The organism is Rhodopseudomonas palustris (assembly GCF_003031265.1).
Lineage (GTDB): Bacteria > Pseudomonadota > Alphaproteobacteria > Rhizobiales > Xanthobacteraceae > Rhodopseudomonas > Rhodopseudomonas palustris_H.
The window spans coordinates 3,790,484-3,814,737 of the sequence record NZ_CP019966.1 but is presented as its reverse complement, the minus strand read 5'-3'; the positions used below and the strand labels follow the sequence as shown (position 1 = coordinate 3,814,737).

Here is a 24,254-nt window from a genome sequence, read left to right as displayed (position 1 = left end):
GCAATGACGAAGTGCGGAGATCGCTGAGGCATTGCCGCCCGATCGACCTCATCCTGAGGAGCGCGCTCTTGCGCGCGTCTCGAAGGATGGGCCACACTCGCCTCATGGTTCGAGACGGCGCTTCGCGCCTCCTCACCATGAGGGTCACTGCTCGGGGCCGGCGCGCCCTGTCAATCCACGGAGCGTTCCTTGCACATTCTGATACTCGGCGCCGCCGGCATGGTCGGGCGCAAGCTCACCGAGCGGCTGCTGGCGGACGGGCGGCTCGGCAGCCGCGAGATCACCCGGATGACGCTGCAGGACGTGGTGGCGCCGGTGCGGCCGCCGCATGCCTCGATCGCGATCCAGGTGGTGACCAGCGATCTCGCCGAACCGGGTCAGGCGGCGGCGCTGGTGGCGCATCGGCCGGAGGTGATCTTCCATCTGGCGGCCATCGTCTCGGGCGAAGCCGAGGCGGATTTCGACAAGGGCTACCGGATCAATCTCGACGGCACCAAGCATCTGATCGATGCGATCCGCGCCGAGGGCGACGACTATCATCCGCGGCTGGTGTTCACCTCGTCGATCGCGGTGTTCGGCGCGCCGTTCCCGGAGAAGATCGGCGACGAATTCCTGTCGGCGCCGCTGACCAGCTACGGCACCCAGAAGGCGATCTGCGAACTTCTGATCGCCGACTACACCCGCAAGGGCTTTTTCGACGGCGTCGGCATCCGCCTGCCGACGATCTGCGTCCGCCCCGGCAAGCCGAACAAGGCGGCGTCCGGCTTCTTCTCCAACATCATCCGCGAGCCGCTGAGCGGGCAGGAGGCGGTGCTGCCGGTGTCCGACGAGGTGATGCATTGGCACGCTTCGCCGCGTTCGGCGGTCGGCTTCCTGATCCACGCCGCCACCATGGACACCGCCGCGATGGGGCCGCGCCGCAGCCTGTCGATGCCGGGGCTGCCCGCCACGGTCGGCGAGCAGATCGCCGCATTGGAGCGGGTTGCCGGCAAGGCCGTGGTTGAAAGGATCAAGCGGGAGCCGGATCCGACCATCATCGGCATTGTCGCCGGCTGGCCACGCAACTTCTCGACCGACCGCGCGCTGAAGCTCGGCTTCACCACCGCCGAAAAGACCTTCGACGACATCATCCGGATCCACATCGAGGACGAACTGGGCGGCAAGTTCGTGAAGTAACCGCCTTGCCCCGCACCGTCATTGCGAGGAGCAGCCGGATCGGGGCTTCGCGCCGTCCAGGCACAGGCTCCGCGAGAAGCGATCCAGCTCCGTGCACGGTCTCTGGATTGCTTCGCTGCGCTCGCAATGACGCGGATGGGCCGGCGCCCGCCCTTCGTGCCGTGCCCGGCCACCATTCCGTGAGCGGGGATGTCTTTATCTGATGGTCATCCTATAATAAATCCAGGTCCGAGTTTCATCGACCTTCGAGGAGAAAACGCCATGACTGCCAGCATCGTTGGATGGGCCCATATGCCGTTCGGCAAGTTCGACGCCGAAACCGTGGAAAGCATGATCGTCCGCGTCGCAACTGAGGCGATCGCCGACGCCGGGATTGCGCCGGGCGACGTCGACGAGATCGTGCTCGGACATTTCAATGCCGGCTTCTCGCCGCAGGACTTCACCGCCGCGCTGGTGCTGCAGGCCGATCCGGCGCTGCGCTTCAAGCCGGCCACTCGGGTGGAGAACGCCTGCGCCACCGGTTCCGCCGCCGTGCATCAGGGCATCCGCGCGATCGAATCCGGTGCCGCCAAGGTCGTGCTGGTGGTCGGTGTGGAGCAGATGACCCGCACCCCGGGGCCTGAGATCGGCAAGAATCTGCTGCGCGCGTCGTACTTGCCGGAAGACGGCGACACCCCGGCCGGTTTTGCCGGCGTGTTCGGCATCATCGCCCAGAAGTACTTCCAGAAATACGGCGACCAGTCCGACGCGCTGGCGATGATCGCCGCCAAGAACCACCACAATGGCGTCGCCAATCCCTATGCCCAGATGCGCAAGGATTTCGGCTTCGAGTTCTGCCGCGCCGAAGGCGAAAAGAATCCGTTCGTCGCCGGTCCCCTGAAGCGCACCGACTGCTCGTTGGTGTCCGACGGCGCCGCAGCGCTGGTGCTGACGTCTGCCGAGAACGCCAAGGCGATGGGCAAGGCGGTCAACATCCGCGCCCGCGCCCATGCGCAGGATTTCCTGCCGATGTCCAAGCGCGACATCCTGCAGTTCGAAGGCTGCACCGTGGCTTGGCAGCGCGCGTTGGAGCAGGCGGGCGTCACGCTGAACGATCTGTCGTTCGTCGAGACCCACGATTGCTTCACCATCGCCGAGCTGATCGAATACGAAGCGATGGGCCTGACGCCGAAGGGGCAGGGCGCCCGTGCGATCAAGGAAGGCTGGACCCAAAAGGACGGCAAGCTGCCGATCAATCCGTCCGGCGGTCTCAAGGCCAAGGGCCATCCGATCGGCGCGACCGGCGTGTCGATGCACGTGCTGAGCGCGATGCAGCTGCTCGGCCAGGCGCCGGAAGGCATGCAGATCAAGGACGCCAAACTCGCCGGCATCTTCAATATGGGCGGCGCGGCGGTCGCCAATTACGTGTCGGTGCTCGAACCGGCCAAGTAACCAACAGCCGGGGGTGGGGGATGAATCTGGCGGAATGGCTTGCTGCGAGCGCCCGGCTGCGGCCGGGCGCTCCGGCGCTGCTGACGGGCACCACGGTCGATGCCGACTACGCGACGTTCGCGTCGCGTGCGGCCTCGTTCGGCGCGGCGCTGGCGCGCGATTACGGCATCGCGCCCGGCGATCGCGTCGCGTTGTTCGCGCATAATTGCACGCGCTATCTCGAAGCGCTGTATGGCATCTGGTGGGCGGGCGCGGTGGCGATCCCGATCAACGCCAAGCTGCACGGCAAGGAGGTCGCCTGGATCTGCAGCAATGCGGAAGCGAGGCTGGCGCTGATCTGCGACGACACCGCTGACACTTTCAACGAAGCCACCTGCGATCTGCCGCCCGGCATGGCGGTGCTGGCGATCGACAGCGACGGTTACGACCGTGCGCGCAGCGGCGAGGGGGCCAAGGCGCCGGTCGCGCGCGACGATCACGATCTCGCCTGGCTGTTCTACACCTCCGGCACCACCGGCCGGCCCAAGGGCGTGATGCTCAGCCACGGCAATCTCGTGGCGATGTCGCTGAGCTATCTGGCCGATGTCGACGCGGTGACGCCCGATGATGCGGCGCTGTACGCCGCGCCGATCTCGCACGGCGCCGGGCTCTACAACATGATCCACGTCCGGTTCGGCGCGCGGCACGTCGTGCCGGAGTCCGGCGGGTTCGATCCGGACGAGGTGCTCAGCCTCGGCAAGCAGCTCGGCAACGTCGCGATGTTCGCCGCGCCGACCATGATCAAGCGCCTGGTCGAGGCCGCCAAGCGCCGCGGCGAGGCCGGCGAGGGGCTGCGCACCATCGTCTATGGCGGCGGCCCGATGTATCTCGCCGACATCCGCGAGGCGCTCGGCGTGATGGGCCAACGCTTCGTCCAGATCTACGGCCAGGGTGAATCGCCGATGACGATCACCTCGCTGAAGCGCGCGCTGCACGCCGACGTCGATCATCCGCGCTATCTGCAGCGGCTCGCTTCTGTCGGCACCGCGCAGAGCGTGGTGTCGGTGCGGATCACCGGCGCGAACGGCGAAGTGCTGCCGCCGGGCGAGACCGGCGAGATCGAGGTCAAGGGCTCAACCGTGATGCTCGGCTATTGGAACAATCCGCAGGCCAATGCCGAGACGCTGAAGGACGGCTGGCTGCGCACCGGCGATGTCGGGCGTTTGGATGACGACGGCTTCCTGACGCTGTCGGACCGCTCCAAGGACGTCATCATCTCCGGCGGTACCAATATCTATCCGCGCGAGGTCGAGGAGGCGCTGCTGACGCATCCGGCTGTGCGCGAGGTGTCGGCGATCGGGGTGGCCGATCCGGAATGGGGCGAGAACGTCGTCGCTTGCGTCGTGCTCTCCGACGGCGCCGCGGCCGACGACGCCACGCTCGACGCCCACTGCCTCGCCACCATCGCCCGCTTCAAGCGCCCCAAGCGCTACGTCTATCTCGACGCGCTGCCGAAGAATAATTACGGCAAAGTGCTGAAGACGGAGCTGCGGAAGATCGTGAAGTAATTCGGCAACAACTTCCGATTCCTCGTCATGGCCGGGCTCGTCCCGGCCATCCACGCCTTCGGGGCATCGCGAAGTCAAAGGCGTGGATGCCCGGCACAAGGCCGGGCATGACGAACTGATAGGTCCGAGAATGCCAAGGTCGCAAGATGCTGGAGGCAACCCTCCGCCGTCATCGCGAGCCACCGGGTTGGCGCGATGTCGACGACGGTCGCCGGTTATCGCGTCACCCCCACCATCGCCGGACGATCGTCGCCGTTGATCCAGAGGCCGAAGGTGGTGCCGTCTTCGGTTGCGGCCGCGCGCAGCGATGCGATGCGGCCGAAATACACTGGGCCTTTCAACCAGAGGTCGAGCTGCGTCGGTGGCTCTGGTGTCGGGGCGAGGTGGCCGAGGCATTGCGCGGCGATGCGCTGCGGGTGGGCCGAGGCGGCGGCGAAGCCGGTGGCGCGGGCGTAGATATCGGCGAGGTGCAGCGGATTGTAATCGCCGGTCAGCGCCGCCCAACGCAGCCGCTCGTCGCCAGCGACAGTCCATTGCGTCAGCGGCGGCAGCGACGGCTCGATCGGGGGCGAGGCCATCGCCGCACCGTCGTCGGCGCCGTGGCTCGCCGGTCCGTCGAAGCGGCCGCGGTAATAGAACGTGGTGATGCTTTGCCACGGGCAATCCTCGCCCTGCATCAGTTGCGCCAGGACGTCGAGCTCGATGCCCTTGTCATGCACCCGCCAGCCGGTCGCCCGCACGATCAGGTCGGACGGCGTGTCGAGTTTGATCGCGCCGCTGCGGATCACCCGGTTGCGGAGCTGCAGCGCCCGCCAGATCGGCAGCGGCCAGTCCCGGCACATCAGCAGCGCCATCGTCAGCCGGAAGCCGGTGACATGCGGCGCCAGCAGCATCAGGCGGTCGGCCGTCGCCGCATCGTCGCGGCCCGCAGCGCGTTGCAAGGTCGCCAGCGCAGCGGGACTGATCTGATAGCCGCGCCAGATGAAGCTGAAATCCGGGAAGCCGTCTTTCGGATTCCAGCCGCTCGAGGGCGCGAAGGCGTTCAGCATCAGCGCCGGGCCGAATGGCGGCGCGGTGTAGGTTGTATGATGGGTGGTCATCGCCGCTCGTCTCCGCCCCAAACTGCGCGAAGTCAACGGGTCGGCGGCTGCTTGGTCAATGAGGGCGGTCAAAACCTTCCGCGTCGTGGAGTTTGTCCCGCATGGCGCCATGCCGGGCGCCGGCTTGATCTCGGCGAGCCGGTCCCGTTACATCGCCATGACGGCGCCGATCAGAGCGCCGCGAACCAGGGAAGCGAAGCGCCGCGATGGGGCCACTGGCGGGCACAACAATCGTCGACATGACGTCGGTGCTGATGGGGCCTTATGCCACCCAGATGCTCGGCGATTACGGCGCCGACGTCATCAAGATCGAATCCCCCGACGGCGACGTCACCCGGCAGATCGGTCCGGCACGGCATCCCGGCATGGGGCCGGTGTTTCTCAACGCCAACCGCAACAAGCGCAGCATCTGCCTCGACCTCAAGCACGACGCTGGCCGCGCCGCCGCGCTGCGGCTGATCGCGCGCGCCGACGTGCTGGTTTATAACGTTCGCCCGCAGGCGATGGCGCGGCTGCGGCTCGGCTATGACGACGTCGCGCCGCTCAATCCGCGGCTGATCTATGCCGGCGTGTTCGGCTTCGGCCAGGATGGGCCGTATGCGGCGAAGCCGGCCTATGACGATCTGATCCAGGGCGCCACCGCATTGCCTGCGCTGAATGCGCGCGTCGGAGACGGGACGCCGCGCTACGTGCCGAATGCGTTGGTCGACCGCATCGTCGGGCTCACCGCCGTCGGCGCGATTTGCGCCTCGCTGGTGCATCGGGATCGCACCGGCCAAGGCCAGCGGCTCGACATCCCGATGTTCGAAACCATGGCGAGCTTCGTGATGGGCGATCACATGGGCGGCCTCACTTATGAGCCGCCGCTCGATCGCGGCGGCTACGCACGGCATCTGTCGCCGGACCGCCGGCCGTATCAGACTGCCGACGGCTACATCTGCGCGATGGTCTATAACGACAAGCAGTGGATCAGCTTCCTCACCGCGGTCGGCCGCGACGATCTGCTGGCTGACGACCGCTACACCAGCTTCGCCCGGCGCGCGGTGAACATCGACGTGGTCTATGCCGAGCTGGCGCGGATCTTTCTGACCAGGACTACGGACGAGTGGGTGACATTGCTCGACGCCGCCGACGTGCCAGCGATGCGGATGCACGACCTCGAAAGCATCCTGCACGATCCGCATCTGGTCGCGACGGATTTCTTCCCCGTCGTCGAGCATCCTAGCGAAGGCGCGATCCGCGACATGAAGGTTTCGGCGACGTGGTCGGAGACCGAGGCCGAGCGCCAGCGCTTCGCGCCGCGGCTCGGCGAACACGGCGCCGAGGTGCTGCGCGAGGCGGGCTATGGCGCAGACGAGGTTGCGGATCTGCAGCGCTGCGGCGCGCTGAAGCTGCCGCAGCGGAACTAAGCGTATGAAGCAAGCAGCGGTAGTGCTCAATCGCGTTGCTGGGTGGCCGGCACAGCGCCTCTTCTCCCTCTCCCGCTTGCGGGAGAGGGCTGGGGTGAGGGTTCTTGCCACAGGCTCAGTGCCCGCGGCCCCCCACCCCCGACCCCTCCCCGCAAGGGGGAGGGGAGCGCGCTGTGCTCGACGCGTCGCTGACCGCCTTGATCACAATCGGTCTCTCGTTCGTCATTCCGGGATGCGCTGCGTCAGCAGCGCAGGCCCGGAATCCCGAGGTCGTTGCGCACAGAGATTCCGGGTTCGTGAGCTACGCTCACGCCCCGGAATGACGTTGAGAGGCCATGCGCAGCGAGAAGAGGTGTCCACGTCATGAGCTACATCACCGGCGTGGGTCTCACGCCGTTCGGCAAGATCGATGGCTCGACCACGCTCAGCCTGATGCGCGAGGCGGCGGAGGCGGCGATTGCGGATGCGGGCCTGAAGCGCGGCGATATCGACGGGCTGCTGTGCGGCTATTCGACCACGATGCCGCATATCATGCTGGCGACGGTGTTCGCCGAGCATTTCGGCATCCGGCCGAGCTATTGCCACGCAGTGCAGGTCGGCGGCGCCACCGGCATGGCGATGGCGATGCTGGCGCATCAGCTGGTCGAGAGCGGGGCGGCCAAGAACATCCTCGTCGTGGGCGGCGAGAACCGGCTGACCGGCCAGAGCCGTGATGCCTCGGTGCAGGCGCTGGCACAGGTCGGTCACCCGATCTACGAGGTCCCGCTCGGGCCGACCATCCCGGCCTATTACGGCCTGGTGGCATCGCGCTACATGCACGACCACGGCGTCACCGAGGAAGACCTCGCCGAGTTCGCGGTGCTGATGCGCAGCCACGCCATCGCCCATCCGGGCGCGCAGTTTCGCGAGCCGATCAGCGTCACCGAGGTGATGGCGTCGAAACCGATCGCCTCGCCGCTGAAGCTGCTTGATTGCTGCCCGGTGTCGGACGGCGGCGCCGCGCTGGTGATCAGCCGCGAGCCGACCACTGAACATCGTATCAAGGTGCGCGGCTGCGGTCAGGCCCATACCCATCAGCACGTCACCGCGATGCCCGCCGACGGGCCGTCCGGCGCCGAGCAGTCGATCGCGCGGGCCTGGGCGGCGAGCGGCGCTGCGGTGTGCGACGTGAAGTATGCAGCGGTGTACGACAGCTTCACCATCACGCTGTTGATGCTGCTCGAAGACCTCGGGCTTGCGGCGCGCGGCGAAGCGGCGGCGCGAGCGCGGGACGGCTACTTCTCGCGAAACGGCGCGATGCCGCTCAACACTCATGGCGGACTATTGAGCTACGGCCATTGCGGCGTCGGCGGCGCGATGGCGCATCTGGTCGAGACGCATCTACAGATGACCGGCCGGGCCGGTGATCGTCAGGTCCACGATGCCTCGGTGGCGCTGCTGCATGGCGATGGCGGCGTGCTGTCGTCGCATGTCAGCATGATCCTGGAGCGGGTGCGATGAGCGAGATGGCGATGCCCGATTGGACCGGCGGCGAGCCGACGATCACGTATCAGCGCTGCGGCGGCTGCGGCGCGGTACAGTATTTCCACCGGGATTTTTGCGCGGCCTGTGGCGGCGAGGAACTGACGACGATGGTCGCGAGCGGCGAGGGCGTGGTGTGCGCCGCGACCCTGGTGCACCGCGCCGCCACCGCCGAGGCGCGGGCGCATGTGCCGTTCAAGATCGTGCTGGTCGATTGTGCCGAGGGATTCCGGATGATGGCGCATGGCGCCAACGATCTGGTGATCGGCGACCGAGTCCGCGCCGAGTTCACCAGCTTCACCGGCCAGTTGGTCCCGATGTTCGAGAAGCTGCCGGGCTGATCGCTGGAAGTGCTGCGGCGGGCGCGCGGAGCCCGCCGCGCTTGGACGTCTCAGAAATTCAGCCGCACCACACCCGGACGACACGCTGGGTATTGGGGTCGAGCTCGACATTGCCGCGGTCGGTCCGGTAGTCGCGGGTCAGCATGTCGCCGGTGTGATAGACGCGGAGCACTTTGCCGGTCAGGTCGCATTCCGATGATGTCGCGGTGAAGATCAGCCACGGGATCGGATCGTCGTCGCCACGAAACAGGGAGATTGCCTGTGCGAGTTCTTCGGCGTCGCCGAAGGTCGCTTCCCGGGTGCTGCTGCGGGCGTGGATGCGGACACCGCGGAGCGCTTTGCTCGGGCCCCAGTAGTCGGCGGGATCGCGCGGGATGGTGGCTTCGCCCACGATCGGCGTGATCACCGGCAGCACGATCCCGGTCGGGGCGTCGGCCACAAAATCGAAGTCCTGAATGCCGTCGTCCGGTGGCCGGATGTAGAACCACGGCGACAGCCGCGGTTGCTTCCAGCCGGAGGTCGGCACCGTGCCGTGGGTGACGATGTGAATCTGCGGAGGCTTGGTCTTGACCAGGCTGAGCTCAACCGAAGTGACTTCCAATACACGCTGCATTGCAAAGCTCCTTGGTTTGAAACGCCAGGATGCTCAACCAATGCGAGTGGTGTGTCCAGGGAAATCAACCAGCAGACCGCCGCGGCGTCGGTGCTGTGACAGGCGCCGCGGCGGTAACTGCTACACGATGGGGCGGGCGAGACGCTGCCCTCCGCCGTCGCCGCGGCGGACCAGCAGCAGCGCGATCGCCAGCGTCGGGACCAGCAGGCACAGCCCGAGCGAGGTGACCTGCACCTGCGACAGCGGATTGATGCCGCCGCCCGGCGTCGCCAGCACGAAGCCGCCGATCACCAGCGCGATGCGCAGCGGCCATTCCAGCGCGCCGGCGCTACGGAGATTGCCGATGCCGACCTGATAGCCCTGGATGCCGCCGCAGATGCACAGCGTGCCCGCGGCCGCCAGCGTCAGCAGGCCGAGCGCGGCGAGATAGGGGCTCGGCCCCTGCAGCACCAGCGCCGGATTCATCACGAAGAAGAACGGGATGAAGTAGATGATGCTGCCCACCCACATCGATTCCCATCCGGTCTTCATTGCCGGTGAGCCGGCGATGCCGGCGGCTGCAAAGGACGCGATGGCCACAGGTGGCGTGATCGACGACAGCATGCCCCAATAGAAGATGAACATGTGCACCGCCATCCGGTTCAGCCCGAGCTTCTCCAGCGCCGGCGCCACCAGGATCGCCAGGAAGATGTAGCAGGCGGTGGTGGTGAGGCCGAGGCCGAGGATCAGGCTGGTGATGGCGCACATCGCCAGCAGCAGGAAGGCGTTGTCACCGGCGAGCCGCAACAGATCCGCCGCGAGGCTGGAGATCACGCCGGTCATCGAGAACGCGCCGATCAGCAGGCCGCAGCCGGCCAGGATGCCGATCAGCTCGACGAAGGTGCGGCCGTTGACCTCCAGGAAGCGGACGATGCTGCCGAGGGTCCAGCGGGTCTCCTTGGAGAAGATCTGGTTGAGCACCAGCAGCAGCGCGGTGGCGTAGAACGGCGCGTGGCTCTCGCGCTTGAAGTACAGCAGCATCACCACCAGCAGGGCGATCACGAAGGCGTAGTACCAGCCCTCCTTCAGCGTCTGCCACAGGCTCGGCAGTTCCGAGCGCGGGATGCCCTCGAGCCCGTGCCGTGCCGCATAGGCGTCGACCTGCATGAACAGGCCGATGTAGTACAGCGCCGCCGGCACGATCGCGGCGAGCGCGACTTCGGCATAGGAGACGTTGAGGAACTGCGCGATGACGAAAGCGGTGGCGCCCATCACCGGCGGCGCCAGCACCGCGCCGGTCGAGGCGCAGGCTTCGATCGCCGCCGCATAGGAGGCGCGGAAGCCGCTCTTCTTCATCACCGGGATGGTCATGGTGCCGGCGGTCAGCACGTTGGAGATGATCGAGCCGGACATCATGCCGAGCAACGCCGAGGCGAAGATGCAGACCTTGGCGGCGCCGCCGCGGAACGTGCCGCAGATCGAGAACGACAGGTTGATGAAGAACTTTCCGGCGCCGGTCAGCATCAGCGCGGTGCCGAACACCAGAAAGCCGATCACGGTGTCGGCGAACGCCTGGATCGGAATGCCGAGCAGGCTTTCGCCGGACAGCACGTGGTAGGCGGTCGCCTGTTCCAGCGTCGACTGCGAGCCGCCGAGCGGGCCGAGCCAGCGCGCACCGGCGAACAGCGGATACACCGTGAACGGAAACACGCAGAGCAGCAGGCTCCAGCCGCCGGTGCGCCGCAGCGCCTCCATCAGCAGCGCCCACATCACCAGGCCGGCGATGAAAACATGCGTCGGCGCGCCACCGAACTCCCAGCCGGCTTCGGCCGCTTTCCGGATGGCGCCCATCAGCACCAGCGCCGCCACTACAGTCGCGGCGAACAAGGCGATGTCGTAAAGCGGCACGCGGTCGAGCCGCGCGGTCGACGTGCCCGGGAAGATCAGGAAGGTGAACGGCAGCATCAGCGCAATCAGGAGATAGAAGTACTCCGTATTGAGCTGGGTGTAGCCGATGAAGAACCGCAGCGAGAACTGCTGGTTGATGCACAGCAGGATGGTAGCCGCGGCGGCGGCCACCAGCGCCCAGCGCCAGAAGCCGGTCAGGCTTCGGACGCGGGTGACTTCGGCTTCCTGCATGTTGTCGACCGAGTGCGGATCGTCGAGCACGATCCGTTTGGTCGGGCGGGCGGCGGATTCAGCAGCGCGCATGGCAATGTCCCCGGCGTTGCGATGCGTTACTCGAACCCGTTCGGCAGGCCGGCCCGCTTCAATGCCGCGGCCCTTGCTGTCATCCAGCCATCGCGGAATTCCTGATCACCGGACGGCGCCGCGGCTGCGTACTGCTTCCAAGCCGCGGCCAGCACCTCCTGGCGCTTAATCAGCCCGTCATTGTGAGTCTGATCCTCGGCGGTCCACTGGCCGGCTTCCTTCAGCGCCTTCACCGCGCCGGGATGAAACGGCACCACCCATTTCATCGTCTGGGTCTTCACCGCGAGGCCGGTCGCGCCCGGGGCGCTGTCCTTATAGGCGTCGTAGTCGACGATCATCGCCTTGGTGATCGAGTACACCTGATCGGCCGACTGCGTCGCGTACACGGTGGCGATCGGATACGGGTAGTTCGACAGCTCGATCGGCTTGCCGGGCTGGTGCGCGGCGCCGCAGCTCGACATCGCCGGATTGAAGAACGGCGCGACCTTCTTGACGCGTTCCCACGCCGCCTTGTCGGCATGCGGCATCGGCGGCCAGATCAGGCCGCGCGGCGAGTTCTCGGCTTCCTTGGCCGGGCCGGTGATCGTCGTTCCGAACGCGGCGTCGACGTCGTTGTTGACCAGGCCCTTCCACATCGCGCCGTAGCTGGCGAATTCGACGATCTTGACGTCGTCCTTGGTCAGGCCGCCATAGGCCATGATGCCGAGCGCATTCTGGTTGAGCGCCGGCGAGCCGACCACGAAGCCGACGCGCTTGCCGCGCAGATCCTTGATCTCCTTGACGCCGATGTCGGCGGCGACGCCGAGCGAGGAGCCGTTGCAGTCGACCACGCTGAGCGTGATCTGCAGCGGCTGCGGGCCCCATTCCTTGGCGCCGAACTCGAACACGCCTTCCTGCGCGAAGTAAGTGCCCGATCCCATCCAGGCGAGCTGGGCGCGGCCGTTGCGCAGCGGGGCGAGGCGGGCGACGTCGTTGCCGGCGGGCAGCACGCGGACGTCGGTTCCGTGCTTGTCCTTCATCATCTTGCCGACCGCGACCGCGATATTGAAACCGGCGGTGCCGGTGTCGTAGGCGGTGAATGCCATCGTGGTTGGTAGTTTGATGTCGTCAGCACGCGCGGCGGTTGTGGTGATCAGCGCGCAGCCCACGGCGAATGCCGCGAGCGGACCGAAACGTCCCGTCATGTTTCTCTCCCGAGCGCATCCGCTTTGCGGATTGCTTTGTTATCAGGAGAGCATGTCACCGCAGTCGAGTGATGGCAACGCGATGGCCGCGTCGTCTGCACACGACATCGACGCCGCTCTATGCGACATTACGTCCCGACATCGCGCATGACGTGCACGATGGGTCGGAATACTCGCAAAGTGATTTCAGCTTTCGATCACCGCGACGAGCTGGCCTTCGGCAACGACATCGTCGAGCGCGACGTGCAGCGACTTCAAGGTTCCGTCGGCCGGAGAGGCGACCGGGATTTCCATTTTCATCGCTTCGACAAAGACGATGTCGTCGCCTTCACCGACGCCGTCGCCGATCGACAGCGGCAGCGCACAGACGCGGCCCGCGACTTCGGTGACGATCTTAATCTCGGCCATCGGTGTTCCTCCGGTAGGTTTGTTGTTGTCGGCGCCGGGTTCCGCTGCTGCGGTCGCAGCCAAAAATCTTGCGCCGAGTGGTTACGCGTGGGGCCTTGCGCAGCGTCAAGCGATGTTGTCGGCGCAATTTGCCTGATGTAGCTTTGTCTTCAAGCGGAATTATATTCCGCCTAGCGAAACAAAGAGACGTAACAAGAAACCAAGAACGTAAGATGTGCCGGGTCGGGACGTTGGGCAGTCCCGGTGCATCGGGCATCATAACCACGCAGGATAAAAAGACATGGGACGACGCTCAGAACGACTCTGCAGGCAGGGGGATGTGGCCGGTGACGGCGATGTGATTCAGGTGGTGTCGCGCGCGTTCGACGTGCTGCGCTGCTTCGAAGGCCACGACGTCCGGCTCGGCAATCTCGAAATCTCCAACCGCTGCGGCTTGCCGCGCTCGACGGTGTCGCGTCTCACCCACACCCTGACCCGGATGGGCCAGCTGGTGTATCTGCCGCGCGATCAGAAGTATCGCATCGGCCCCTCGGCGGTCGCGATGAGCACGTCGATGACGCGCGGTCTGCAGCTGCGCAATCTGATCCGCTCGCGCCTGCAGGAGGTCGCCGACCAGATTCCCGGCACCATCGGCTTCCTGATTCCGGACCGCTTCCATCTGGTCTATCTCGAATTCGCCCGCGCCGCGCACGCGCTCGGCCTACATTCGACCACCGGCAGCCGCATCTCGATCAGCCGCACCGCGGCCGGTCACGCCTATGCGGCGTCGCTCGACGACAACGTCGCCGCCGCGCTGGTGACGGAGATCCAGCGTGAAGCCCCGGCCGATGCGGCCTTGCTGAGCGAGCGGATCGAAACCGACCGCGCGATGCTGCGCGAGCGCGGCTATGTGGTGTCGTGCGGTCTGTTCAGCCCGCACATCAACGGCATCGCAGTGCCGATCTGGTCGCCGCAGTACCAGACCTACGTGATGGTGACGATCGGCGTGCTGGCCGCGATGTACGACGAACAGCGGCTGCATGACGAAGTGGCACCGGCGCTGCTCAAGCTCGCCGCGGCGATCGAGCCGCTGGTGCAGAATGCGGATGGCGGCCTGGTGGCGGTGCGCCCGTCTGGAAACAATAACAAGAAGACGATCAGGCCGGAGGGAATGAATGAGTTGGAAGCCGGAGCTCGACGAGCTGGCCCGGCGCGAGAACTTCGCGCGGCAGATGGGCGGCATCGACAAGGTCAAGCGCCAGCATGACCAGGGCCGGCTCACGGTCCGTGAGCGCATCGATCGGCTGAGCGACGCCGGCAGCTTCCACGAGATCGGCGCCGTCGCCGGTCTCGGCGACTACGACGCCAATGGCGAACTGATCAATCTGACCCCGGCGAACTGCGTGTTCGGCCGGGCGAAGATCGACGGCCGCACCGTCGTGGTGGTCGGTGACGACTTCACCGTGCGTGGCGGTTCGGCCGATGCGTCGATCCACGCCAAGCCGCAGATGGCGGAGGAGATGGCGCACGACTATCGCCTGCCGATCATCCGCGTGATCGAAGGATCGGGCGGCGGCGGCTCGGTGAAGACGATCGAGAGCAAGGGCGCCGCCAATCTGCCCGGCGGCGTCGATGGCACCCGCTGGTACTGGTACACGACGGCGAACCTCGCGCAGGTGCCGGTGGTGGCGCTCGGGCTCGGCTCGGTCGCGGGCCTTGGGGCTGCGCGGCTCGCCGCCAGTCACTATTCGATCATGACCCGCAGTTCGGCGATGTTCGTCGCCGGTCCGCCGGTGGTGGCGCGGCTCGGCCAGGATCTCACCAAGCAGGAGCTCGGCGGCGCCGATATCCAGACTCGCGCCGGCGCGATCGATCATGCGGTCGACACCGAGGAAGAAGCCTTCGCTTGCGCGCGGCGCTTCCTGTCGTACTTGCCGTCGTCGGTGCACGAATTGCCGCCGACGCTTGCTTGCGATGACGATCCGGAACGCTCCGACGAGAAGTTGCTGAAGGCGGTGCCGCGTAATCGCCGGCAGGTCTACAAGATGCGGCCGATCATCGAATCGGTAGTCGATCAGGGCTCGTTCTTCGAGATCGGCTCGGCGTTCGGCCGTTCGATTATCACCGGCCTTGCACGACTCGAGGGGCGGGCGGTGGCGGTTCTGGCCGGCGATCCGTATCACTACGGCGGGTCGTGGACCTCGGACACCTGCCAGAAGGTCATTCGCTTCGTCGATCTCGCTGAGACCTTCCATCTGCCGGTGGTGTATCTGATGGATTGCCCCGGTTTCATGATCGGACTCGAAGCCGAGAAATCGGCGACGATCCGGCACGGCGTCCGTGCGATGACGGCGGTCAATCAGTCCACCGTGCCGTGGTGCACGATCATCGTCCGCAACGCCTTCGGTGTTGCCGGCGTGGTGCACCAGCCGGCCAACCGGTTCTCGATGCGCTACGCGTGGCCGTCGGCGTATTGGGGGTCGCTGCCACTCGAAGGCGGCATCGAAGCGGCGTATCGCGCCGACCTCGATGCCGCAGAGGACCGCGACGCCAAGATGCGCGAGATCGAGGAGCGGCTGAACAAATTGCGTTCGCCGTTCCGCTCGGCCGAGAAATTCTGGGTCGAAGAGATCATCGATCCGCGCAAGACGCGTTCGCTGCTCTGCGAATTCGCGCGCCTCGCCGAACCGCTGCGCAAGCCCGGCGTCGCGACCGGCATGCGGATGCGGCCGTAAGCCGAATCGTCATTGCGAGCGTAGCGAAGCAATCCAGGAGCTCGGTGCACTGAACCCTGGATTGCTTCGTCGCTGCGTGGCTCGCAATGGCGGCTTTCGATCAGCGGATGCTAGGCCACCGCCGGCTTGGCAGCCTTGCCGATCGTCAGCGCGGCTGCGGCGGCGATCACGCACAGGGCGCCGGCGATGAAGAACGCCGGCAGGTAGCTCGCCAGCAGGTCGCGCGACAGGCCGGCACCGAATGCGGCGGTGGCGGCGCCGAGCTGATGGCCGGCGAAAATCCAGCCGAACACCAGATTAGCACGCTCCGGGCCGAACTTCTGCGCCGTCAGCCGCACCGTCGGCGGTACGGTGGCGACCCAGTCCAGGCCGTAGAACACGGCGAACAGCGACAGGCCGTAGAACGAGAAGTCGGTGAACGGCAGCGCCAGCAGGCTGAGGCCGCGCAGGCCGTAGTACCAGAACAGCAGCCAGCGATTGTCGTAGCGGTCCGCCAGCCAGCCCGACAGGATGGTGCCGATGAAATCGAACACGCCCATCGCGGCCAGCAGGCCTGCGGCCTGCACCTGCGGGATGTTGAAGTCGGCGCACAGCGGGATCAAATGAACCTGCACCAGGCCGTTGGTCGACGCGCCGCAGATGAAGAAGGTGCCGAACAGCACCCAGAACACCCGCGTCTTGGCCGCGTCGCGCAACGCGCCGAGCGCGGCGGCGTCGATCGAGCCCGGCGCAGCCTGCGCCGACAGCGGCACCGGATCGGTGCTGGTGTCGCCATAGGGCCGCAGCCCGACGTCGCTCGGCCGGTTGCGCATTGCGATCAGCACCGCGACTGCGGCGATGCCGATCAGCGCGCAGACATAAGCCATTGCGATCCGCCAGCCGTAGCGTTCGGTGAGCGAGGCGAGGATCGGCAGGAACACGAGCTGACCGGTGGCGACGCTCGCGGTCATCATGCCGATCACCAGGCCGCGGCGGGCGACGAACCAGCGCGTCGCCACCGTGGCGCCGAGCACCAGCGCTGTGAGGCCGGTGCCGACACCGACCACCACGCCCCACAGCAGCATCAATTGCCACAGCGACGTCATCGCAAGCGATGTGACCAGCCCGATGGAGACGACCAGCAGCGCGGTCAGCGTCACCTGGCGCAGGCCGAACCGGTTCATCAGCGCTGCGGCGAACGGCGCCATCAACCCGAACAGCACGAAGCGGATCGACAGCGCGGACGAAATATCCGCGGTGCTCCAGCCGAATTCTTGCTGCAACGGAACGATGAACACGCCGGGCGCCCCGACCGCGCCGGCATTGACCAGCGCGGTGAGGAAGGTGACGCCGACCATCACCCAGCCGTAGTGAATGTTGCGGCGGGCCAGCGCGGCGGCGAGGGCGTCGGAGATCATGCGGCGGTCCTGTCGGCGAGCGCGCCGGCGGCAACGGCTGCCGGCTGATTGGAAATGATGGCCATCATATAAAATACCGGCGGCAACGCAACTCGGGGATTCCCAAGATCGCGTGAACGGCTCAGCGTTTGCGGTTGATGAACTCCGCCATCAGCGCCTGCGGCTCGCCGGTCAGGTACGACTGGCCGAACACCTTGACCGAATGCGCAACCGCCTGCGGCAGCGGCATGTCTTCCCACGCTGCCATCAGCGCCTTTTGCGCCCGCATCGCCTGCGGTGCGCCGGCGAGCAAAGCGCCGACCAGATGCTCGACTGCGGCGTCGAGCTCGCCCGGCGGCGCGATCTTGTCGATCAGTCCCCAGGCAAGAGCGGTGTCGGCGTCGATGTTTTCTGCGGCCATCACCAGATAGCGCGCGCGCGACCAGCCGATCAGCCGCGGCAGCAGGGCGGCGTGGATCACCGACGGAATTCCGACGCGCACCTCGGGCATGCCGAATTTGGCATCGTGCGCCGCGACACGGAAATCGCAGGCGGCGGCGAATTCCAGGCCGCCGCCGAGGCACCAGCCGGGAATCCGCGCGATCACCGGATAGGGCACGGCCCGCACCGCCTCGCACAGTTCCGCAAGGCCGGTGATGAAGCGCTCGGCGGAACTCTGATCGAGCGTCGCCATCTCGTTGATATCGGCGCCGCCGATCATGCTGCGCTCGCTCTGGCCGGCGACGATCAGCACGCGCAGGCCGTCATCCGCTGCGAGTTGCCGCAATCCGTCCCGGACATCGGTGATCACCGTGGTGTTCAGGATATTGAGCTTGCCGGCGTTGCAGATGGTGAGGCGCGCGACGCCGCGGGAATCGCGGTCGACGCCGCAATGGGTGTTGAGCATCTGCATGTTGGATCTCGTCAGCGAGGGGCGGGATAGGCGCGGCATCATGCCCGGCAATGCTGGGGGGCTGTCAAGCATCCAGCCGGCGCGCTTGTCGTGACCTGGGAATTATAATATGAGTATCATCATATAAAAACAGGAGCCCGCCGATGACGATGCTCGATGCCGCTGCGCCGCCCGATCTCTCAGGCTTGTTTGCGGCCGCGCAGCGCCGCAGCCGCACCGTCGATTGGCAGGAGCCGGGGCCGGTCGCGCGCGCCGCGATGACGATGTCCGGCCTCGAGGTGATGCAGGCGATCCGCGACGGCCGGTTGCCGCCGCCGCCGCTTGCGCGGCTGATCGGCTTCAAGATGGCCGAAGTGCATCCCGGCCGGATCGTGATGCAGCTCGATCCGGACCAGAGCCTGGAGAACACCGCGGGCCTGCTCCACGGCGCGATTGCAGCCGCGCTGCTCGACACCGCGATGGGTTGCGCGATCTCGACGCGCCAGCCGGCCGGGCAGGGCTCTGTGACGATGGATCTGAAGCTCAGCTATTTGCGGCCGTTGTCGGTGCGGTCCGGCACGATCATGGCCGAGGGGCGGGTGGTGAAATTCGGCCGGCAGTCGAGCTACACCGAGGGCTTCGTCTATGACGGCGCCGGCAAGCTGGCGGTGCACGCCACTGCAACTTTTGCGATGCTCGGGGGTGCGCCTGCTGCGGCGCCACATCCGCACGATTCCTGAGGTGAACCGAAACTTGAGGCAGACGCCCGCGTTCGGTGTCATAATATGATCCTGAACATGGCATGGATCGCCGATGCGCTATTCGAAGGAACATAAGCAGGAGACCCACGACCGCATCGTCCGGCGGGCGTCGGTGAAGCTGCGTGAGAAGGGCGCCCACGGCATCGGCGTTGCCGATCTGATGAAGGACGCGGGCCTCACCCACGGCGGGTTCTACGCGCATTTCGCATCGCGCGAGGCGCTGGTGATCGAGGCCTTCAGCTACGCGATGGACCGCTCCACCGAGCGCTGGCGCAAGCTGGCGGAGGAGCTGCCACCGGAGCAGCGGCTGACTGCGCTGGTCGACGGTTATCTCAGCGCCAACCACCGCGACGATCCCGGCCGTGGCTGCGCAGTGCCGGCGCTCGGCGCCGAGATTGCGCGTGAGAGCCCCAAGACCCGCAAGGCGTTCGCCGCCAAGCTCGACGACATGATCGCGATGATTGCGGCGCAATATGTCGATGCTTCGCCGAAGACGGCACGGAAGCAGGCGATGGCGACACTGGCGACCATGATGGGAACGTTGGTGTTGGCGCGGATCGCCGGCAGCGGCGAATTGTCCGACGAAATTCTCGCCGCCGGCCGCGAAGCCGCATTGGCCGAGGCCGGCGCCGCTGCGCCGAAGAAGCCGGCGCGGGTGATCACGGCCAAGCCGAAGAAGGCCGCCGCCAAGGCTGCGACACGGTCGGCCGCGCAAGACTGAAACCTGCTTGCAATCGCCTCCGGCGCGGCCAGCGGTGGCCGCATGCCGCAGCTTGGCCGCTTCCGCATTTCGGCACAGGTGTCGCGCGTCCTGGGCCTTCCCAAACCTGAAAAAATTCTGTTCAAGGGGACGAGAACACAGCCTTTCAGGAGGAAGTCCATGCGCACGGTCGGGCATTTCATCGGCGGCAAAGAGGTCGAGGGCAAGTCGGGGCGTTTCGCCGACGTGTTCGAGCCGATGACCGGCGAGGTGAAGGCCAAAGTCGCCCTCGCCACCAAAGCCGAGCTCCGCGCAGCGGTTGAAAACGCCAAGGCCGCGCAGCCGGAGTGGGGCGCCACCAACCCGCAGCGCCGCGCCCGCGTGCTGATGAAGTTCCTCGAATTGGTGCAGCGCGATTACGACAAGCTCGCCGAGCTGCTCGCGCGCGAACACGGCAAGACCATTCCCGACGCCAAGGGCGACATCCAGCGCGGCCTCGAAGTCGCCGAGTTCGCCTGCGGCATTCCGCATCTGATGAAGGGCGAATACACCGAGGGTGCCGGCCCCGGCATCGACATCTATTCGATGCGCCAGCCGCTCGGCGTCGTCGCTGGCATCACTCCGTTCAACTTCCCGGCGATGATCCCGATGTGGAAGTTCGCACCCGCAATCGCCTGCGGCAACGCGTTCATCCTGAAGCCGTCGGAGCGCGACCCCGGCGTGCCGATGGCGCTGGCGGCGCTGATGCTCGAGGCCGGCCTGCCGCCGGGCATCCTCAACGTCGTCAACGGCGACAAGGAAGCGGTCGACGCCATCCTCGACGATCCGGACATCAAGGCGGTGGGTTTCGTCGGCTCGTCGCCGATCGCGCAGTACATCTATGAGCGCGCCGCGCAGACCGGCAAGCGCGCGCAGTGCTTCGGCGGCGCCAAGAACCACGCCATCATCATGCCGGATGCCGACATCGACCAGACTGTCGACGCGCTGATCGGCGCCGGCTACGGCTCGGCGGGCGAGCGCTGCATGGCGATCTCGGTCGCGGTGCCGGTCGGCAAGGCCACCGCGGACGCCCTGATGAGCAAGCTGATCCCGCGCGTCGAAGCGCTGAAGATCGGTCCGTCGACCGATCCGACCGCCGATTACGGCCCGCTGGTGACCAAGGAAGCGCTGGAGCGCGTCAAGAACTACGTCGATATCGGCGTCAAGGAAGGCGCGACGCTCGCGGTCGACGGCCGCGGCTTCAAGATGCAGGGCTACGAGAACGGCTTCTACATGGGCGGCTGTCTGTTCGACAACGTCACCAAGGACATGCGGATCTACAAGGAAGAGATCTTCGGTCCGGTGCTGAGCGTCGTCCGCGCCCACGATTACGCCGAAGCGCTGTCGCTGCCGTCCGACCATGACTACGGCAACGGCGTCGCGATCTTCACCCGCGACGGCGACGCTGCCCGCGACTTTGCTGCGAAAGTGAACGTCGGCATGGTCGGCATCAACGTGCCGATCCCGGTGCCGATCGCCTACTACACCTTCGGCGGCTGGAAGAAGTCCGGCTTCGGCGATCTCAATCAGCACGGCCCGGATTCGATCCGGTTCTACACCAAGACCAAGACCGTCACCTCGCGGTGGCCGTCGGGCGTCAAGGAAGGCGCGGAGTTCTCGATCCCGCTGATGAAGTAAGCGCCGGCTGCCATGCAGTTCGACCTCAACGAAGACCAGCGCGCCATTCGTGACATGGCGCGCGACTTCGCGGCCGAGAAGATCGCGCCGCATGCGCTGAAATGGGATGAAGACAAGCACCTGCCGCTGGATGTGATCCGCGAAGCGGCGGCGCTCGGCATCGGCGGCATCTACATCCGCGACGATGTCGGCGGCAGCGCGATGACCCGGTTCGACGCGGCGCTGATCTTCGAAGCGCTGGCGACCGGCTGTCCGTCGGTGTCGGCCTTCATCTCCATCCACAACATGGCGGCGTGGATGATCGACAGCTACGGCTCCGACGCGCAGCGTCAGCGCTGGCTGCCGAAGCTGTGCAGCATGGAGCAGGTCGCCAGCTACTGCCTGACCGAGCCGGGCTCCGGCTCGGATGCCGCGGCGCTGCGCACCCGCGCGGTGCGTGACGGCGATCACTACATCCTCGACGGTCAGAAACAGTTCATCTCCGGCGCCGGCGCCAATGATCTGTACGTCGTGATGGTGCGCACCGGCGGCGATGGCCCCAGCGGCATCTCGACGCTGGTGGTCGAGAAGGACACGCCCGGCCTGTCGTTCGGAGCCAACGAGCGCAAGATGGGCTGGAATGCGCAGCCGACCCGCACCGTGATTTTCGAGAACGCGCGGGTGCCGGTCGCCAATCGGCTCGGCGACGAAGGCATTGGCTTCAAGATCGCGATGGCCGGGCTCGACGGCGGCCGGCTCAACATCGGCGCCTGTTCGCTCGGCGGCGCCCAGGCCGCGCTCGACAAGACGCTCGCTTACATGAAAGAGCGCAAGGCGTTCGGCAAACGGCTCGACGAATTCCAGGCGCTGCAATTCCGGCTTGCCGACATGGCGACCGAATTGGAGGCTTCGCGCACGCTGCTGTGGCGCGCCGCCGCGGCGCTCGACCGCAAGGATGCCGACGCCACCAAGCTGTGCGCGATGGCCAAGCGCTTCGCCACTGATGCCGGCTTTGCGGTCGCCAACGAGGCGCTGCAGCTGCATGGCGGCTACGGCTATCTCGCCGAATACGGCATCGAGAAACTGGTGCGTGACCTGCGCGTGCACCAGATCCTCGAAGGCACCAATGAAATCATGCGGCTGATCGTGTCGCGCAAGCTGCTCGAGGCCAATCGATGAATGGTGCCGTGACCGAACCCGATCTGATCGTCCGGCGCGAAGGCTCCGCCGGTGTGATCCGTCTCAACCGGCCGAAGGCGATCAATGCGCTGACGCTGGAGATGGCGCGTGACCTCGACAACGCGCTCGACGCCTTCGCCGCCGATCCGCAGGTCGCGCTGATCCTGGTCGAGGGCGCCGGCGAGCGCGGGCTGTGCGCCGGTGGCGACATCGTCGGGCTCTACAACAGCGCGCGCGAGGGCGGCGATCTCGGCAAGGTGTTCTGGCGCGAGGAATACATCACCAACGCCAAGATCGCGAAGTATCCGAAGCCCTATGTGGCGTTCATGGACGGCTTGGTGATGGGCGGCGGCGTCGGCATCGCCGGCCACGGCAGCCACCGCATCGTCACCGACAAGACCAAGATCGCGATGCCGGAAGTCGGCATCGGCTTCTTCCCCGATGTCGGCGGCACCTGGCTGCTGACGCGCTCGCCCGGCGAGATCGGCACCTATTTCGGTCTGACCGGCGATATCATGAATGGCGCCGACGCGATCCACGCGGAGTTCGCCGACGCCTATGTGCCGACCGCGAACTGGGCGGCGCTGCGCCAGGCACTCACCGAGGCGCCGAGCGGAGCATCGGCCGAGCAGGTCAGCGGCATCATCGCACGCTTTGCGGAGCAGCCGGCCAAGGGCCCTGCCGAACTGCATCAGGCCGAGATCGACCGCTGGTTCGGGCACGAGACGATCGAGCAGATCGTCGCCGCGCTGGAGAGCGATGCGTCGGAGTTCGCGCAAGCCGCGCTGAAGACGCTGCGGATCAAATCGCCGACCAGCCTGAAGGTGACGCTGAAGCTACTGCGCGCCGCGCGGCACAGGGCGTCGCTCGAAGAATGCTTGGTGCACGAGTATCGCGCCGCGCTGCAGGTGTTCGTCAGCGACGATTTCGTCGAGGGCGTCCGCGCCGCGGTGATCGACAAGGACCGTCAGCCAAAATGGCGGCCTGCGACGATCGCAGAGGTGACGCCGGAGATCGTAGCGCGCTACTTTGAAGATCGCGGCGACGACGAGCTGAAATTTCCGGGCTGAAGAACCGGGGACAGGCAAGGGGAGGAAGGGGACATGACGGATATCGCATTCATCGGTCTCGGCAATATGGGCGGGCCGATGGCCGGCAATCTCGCCAAGGCCGGCCACAAGGTCGCCGGCTTCGATCTGGTGGCGGCCTCGTGCGAGGCGGCGAAGGCCGAGGGCGTGAGCATCGCGCCGACCGCGATCGATGCGGTGAAGGGCGCGGGCGTCATCGTCACCATGTTGCCGGCCGGCAAGCACGTGCTGTCGGTGTGGAACGAGATCCTGCCGCACGCCGCCAAGGGCGCGCTGATCATCGATTGCTCGACCATCGACGTCGAAAGCGCCGTGCAGGCGCATGCGCTCGCCGCCAAGCACGACATCGCCTCTGTCGATGCGCCGGTCTCCGGCGGCACCGGTGGTGCCAAGGGCGCGACGCTGACCTTCATGGCCGGCGGCAGCGAGGCGGCGTTCGCGGCCGCCAAGCCCGTGCTCGAAAAGATGGGCAAGAAGATCGTGCATTGCGGCGGCGCCGGTGCAGGCCAGGCGGCGAAGATCTGCAACAACATGATCCTCGGCATCTCGATGATCGGCGTGTCGGAAGCGTTCACGCTGGCCGAGAAGCTCGGCCTGTCGCATCAGGCGCTGTTCGATGTCGCCTCGACCTCGTCGGGGCAGTGCTGGTCGCTGACCAGCTATTGCCCGGTGCCCGGCCCGGTGCCGGCGTCGCCCGCCAACAACAGCTACAAGCCGGGCTTCGCCGCGGCGCTGATGCTGAAGGATCTCAAGCTGTCGCAGGAAGCCGCCAAGGCCGCCGGCGCTTCGACGCCGCTCGGCCAGCACGCCGCCGAGATCTACGCCGCGTTCGAACAGGCCGGGCACGGCGGCACGGATTTTTCCGGAATCATCAACTACCTGCGCGAGCAGGGGCGGAAGTAAGCGTTTGATGTTTCGCACGGCGACACCTCCGTAATCGCCGTCATGCGCGGGCTTGACCCGCGCAT

21 protein-coding genes are annotated in these 24,254 nt (G+C 66.5%); 14 read left to right on the top strand and 7 right to left on the bottom strand.

The features are described 5' to 3' along the window. Nucleotides 1–189 precede the first annotated feature (189 nt). From denD to RPPS3_RS17780, 3 genes are all read left to right on the top strand, one after another. Nucleotides 190–1,176: a D-erythronate dehydrogenase gene (denD, locus tag RPPS3_RS17790; protein WP_107345250.1), complete on the top strand. Its 987-nt coding sequence runs from the start codon at nt 190–192 to the stop codon at nt 1,174–1,176. 261 nt (nt 1,177–1,437) lie between these two features. Then, nucleotides 1,438–2,607 carry an acetyl-CoA acetyltransferase gene (locus tag RPPS3_RS17785; protein WP_107345249.1) on the top strand — a complete coding sequence of 390 codons (1,170 nt, stop codon included), beginning with the start codon at nt 1,438–1,440 and terminating at the stop codon, nt 2,605–2,607. Between the two features lie 20 nt (nt 2,608–2,627). Then, nucleotides 2,628–4,154, top strand: coding sequence for a class I adenylate-forming enzyme family protein (locus RPPS3_RS17780; RefSeq protein ID WP_107345248.1), 1,527 nt, complete (start codon nt 2,628–2,630; stop codon nt 4,152–4,154). 215 nt (nt 4,155–4,369) lie between these two features. Here RPPS3_RS17780 and RPPS3_RS17775 read toward each other — a convergent pair whose 3' ends face one another. Next, nucleotides 4,370–5,254 carry a MaoC/PaaZ C-terminal domain-containing protein gene (locus RPPS3_RS17775; protein ID WP_107345247.1) on the bottom strand — a complete coding sequence of 295 codons (885 nt, stop codon included), beginning with the start codon at nt 5,252–5,254 and terminating at the stop codon, nt 4,370–4,372. Nucleotides 5,255–5,460: 206 nt separating this feature from the next. Here RPPS3_RS17775 and RPPS3_RS17770 point away from each other — a divergent pair, with 206 nt between their 5' ends. The 3 genes from RPPS3_RS17770 to RPPS3_RS17755 all read left to right on the top strand — a co-directional run bounded on the left by RPPS3_RS17770 (nt 5,461) and on the right by RPPS3_RS17755 (nt 8,525). Beyond that, nucleotides 5,461–6,663 carry a CaiB/BaiF CoA transferase family protein gene (locus tag RPPS3_RS17770; RefSeq protein WP_107345246.1) on the top strand — a complete coding sequence of 401 codons (1,203 nt, stop codon included), beginning with the start codon at nt 5,461–5,463 and terminating at the stop codon, nt 6,661–6,663. A gap of 363 nt (nt 6,664–7,026) precedes the next feature. Beyond that, the gene (locus RPPS3_RS17760) at nt 7,027–8,163 is read left to right on the top strand and encodes a thiolase family protein (RefSeq protein WP_107345245.1); all 1,137 of its coding nucleotides are present in this window, start codon (nt 7,027–7,029) and stop codon (nt 8,161–8,163) included. Then, nucleotides 8,160–8,525, top strand: a complete 366-nt coding sequence (locus RPPS3_RS17755; protein ID WP_107345244.1) for a Zn-ribbon domain-containing OB-fold protein — start codon at nt 8,160–8,162, stop codon at nt 8,523–8,525. The genes RPPS3_RS17760 and RPPS3_RS17755 overlap by 4 nt, the downstream gene beginning before the upstream one ends. A 58-nt stretch (nt 8,526–8,583) precedes the next feature. Here the strand turns inward: RPPS3_RS17755 and RPPS3_RS17750 are convergent, their stop codons facing one another. From RPPS3_RS17750 to RPPS3_RS17735, 4 genes are all read right to left on the bottom strand, one after another. Then, on the bottom strand, nt 8,584–9,138 hold the full coding sequence (locus RPPS3_RS17750) for a hypothetical protein (RefSeq protein WP_107345243.1): 555 nt from the start codon (nt 9,136–9,138) through the stop codon (nt 8,584–8,586). Nucleotides 9,139–9,258: 120 nt separating this feature from the next. Beyond that, nucleotides 9,259–11,328, bottom strand: coding sequence for a TRAP transporter permease (locus RPPS3_RS17745; RefSeq protein ID WP_107345242.1), 2,070 nt, complete (start codon nt 11,326–11,328; stop codon nt 9,259–9,261). 26 nt (nt 11,329–11,354) lie between these two features. Beyond that, nucleotides 11,355–12,512 (bottom strand): TAXI family TRAP transporter solute-binding subunit, encoded by a 1,158-nt coding sequence (locus RPPS3_RS17740; protein ID WP_107345241.1) that lies wholly within the window; start codon nt 12,510–12,512, stop codon nt 11,355–11,357. Between the two features lie 186 nt (nt 12,513–12,698). Further along, complete coding sequence (locus tag RPPS3_RS17735) at nt 12,699–12,920, bottom strand: acetyl-CoA carboxylase biotin carboxyl carrier protein subunit (RefSeq protein WP_011158998.1); 222 nt, start codon at nt 12,918–12,920, stop codon at nt 12,699–12,701. Between the two features lie 280 nt (nt 12,921–13,200). Here RPPS3_RS17735 and RPPS3_RS17730 point away from each other — a divergent pair, with 280 nt between their 5' ends. Together RPPS3_RS17730 and RPPS3_RS17725 are read left to right on the top strand one after the other, a co-directional pair. Then, nucleotides 13,201–14,166: an IclR family transcriptional regulator gene (locus RPPS3_RS17730; protein WP_107345240.1), complete on the top strand. Its 966-nt coding sequence runs from the start codon at nt 13,201–13,203 to the stop codon at nt 14,164–14,166. Beyond that, entirely contained in the window at nt 14,075–15,634 is a 1,560-nt protein-coding gene (locus RPPS3_RS17725; RefSeq protein WP_107345239.1) for an acyl-CoA carboxylase subunit beta, read from the top strand. The genes RPPS3_RS17730 and RPPS3_RS17725 overlap by 92 nt, the downstream gene beginning before the upstream one ends. 110 nt (nt 15,635–15,744) lie before the next feature. Here the strand turns inward: RPPS3_RS17725 and RPPS3_RS17720 are convergent, their stop codons facing one another. Both RPPS3_RS17720 and RPPS3_RS17715 read right to left on the bottom strand, forming a co-directional pair. Continuing rightward, the gene (locus tag RPPS3_RS17720) at nt 15,745–17,031 is read right to left on the bottom strand and encodes an MFS transporter (protein ID WP_107345238.1); all 1,287 of its coding nucleotides are present in this window, start codon (nt 17,029–17,031) and stop codon (nt 15,745–15,747) included. 121 nt (nt 17,032–17,152) lie between these two features. Further along, nucleotides 17,153–17,923, bottom strand: coding sequence for an enoyl-CoA hydratase (locus tag RPPS3_RS17715; protein WP_107345237.1), 771 nt, complete (start codon nt 17,921–17,923; stop codon nt 17,153–17,155). 143 nt (nt 17,924–18,066) lie between these two features. On the opposite strand from RPPS3_RS17715, the gene RPPS3_RS17710 reads away from it, so the two are divergent. The 6 genes from RPPS3_RS17710 (at nt 18,067) to mmsB (ending at nt 24,189) form a co-directional block, all read left to right on the top strand. Continuing rightward, nucleotides 18,067–18,642 (top strand): PaaI family thioesterase, encoded by a 576-nt coding sequence (locus RPPS3_RS17710; RefSeq protein WP_107345236.1) that lies wholly within the window; start codon nt 18,067–18,069, stop codon nt 18,640–18,642. Between the two features lie 73 nt (nt 18,643–18,715). Continuing rightward, nucleotides 18,716–19,384: a TetR/AcrR family transcriptional regulator gene (locus RPPS3_RS17705; RefSeq protein WP_107345235.1), complete on the top strand. Its 669-nt coding sequence runs from the start codon at nt 18,716–18,718 to the stop codon at nt 19,382–19,384. A 159-nt stretch (nt 19,385–19,543) separates the two neighbouring features. Continuing rightward, nucleotides 19,544–21,040 (top strand): CoA-acylating methylmalonate-semialdehyde dehydrogenase, encoded by a 1,497-nt coding sequence (locus tag RPPS3_RS17700; RefSeq protein WP_011158992.1) that lies wholly within the window; start codon nt 19,544–19,546, stop codon nt 21,038–21,040. Nucleotides 21,041–21,052: 12 nt separating this feature from the next. Next, nucleotides 21,053–22,198, top strand: coding sequence for an isobutyryl-CoA dehydrogenase (locus RPPS3_RS17695; RefSeq protein ID WP_107345234.1), 1,146 nt, complete (start codon nt 21,053–21,055; stop codon nt 22,196–22,198). Continuing rightward, a complete protein-coding gene (locus RPPS3_RS17690) occupies nt 22,195–23,268 on the top strand; it encodes an enoyl-CoA hydratase/isomerase family protein (RefSeq protein ID WP_107345233.1) in 1,074 nt (357 codons plus the stop codon). Before RPPS3_RS17695 ends, RPPS3_RS17690 begins: the two co-directional genes overlap by 4 nt. A 33-nt stretch (nt 23,269–23,301) precedes the next feature. Then, nucleotides 23,302–24,189, top strand: coding sequence for a 3-hydroxyisobutyrate dehydrogenase (gene mmsB / locus RPPS3_RS17685; protein WP_107345232.1), 888 nt, complete (start codon nt 23,302–23,304; stop codon nt 24,187–24,189). Nucleotides 24,190–24,254 lie beyond the last annotated feature (65 nt).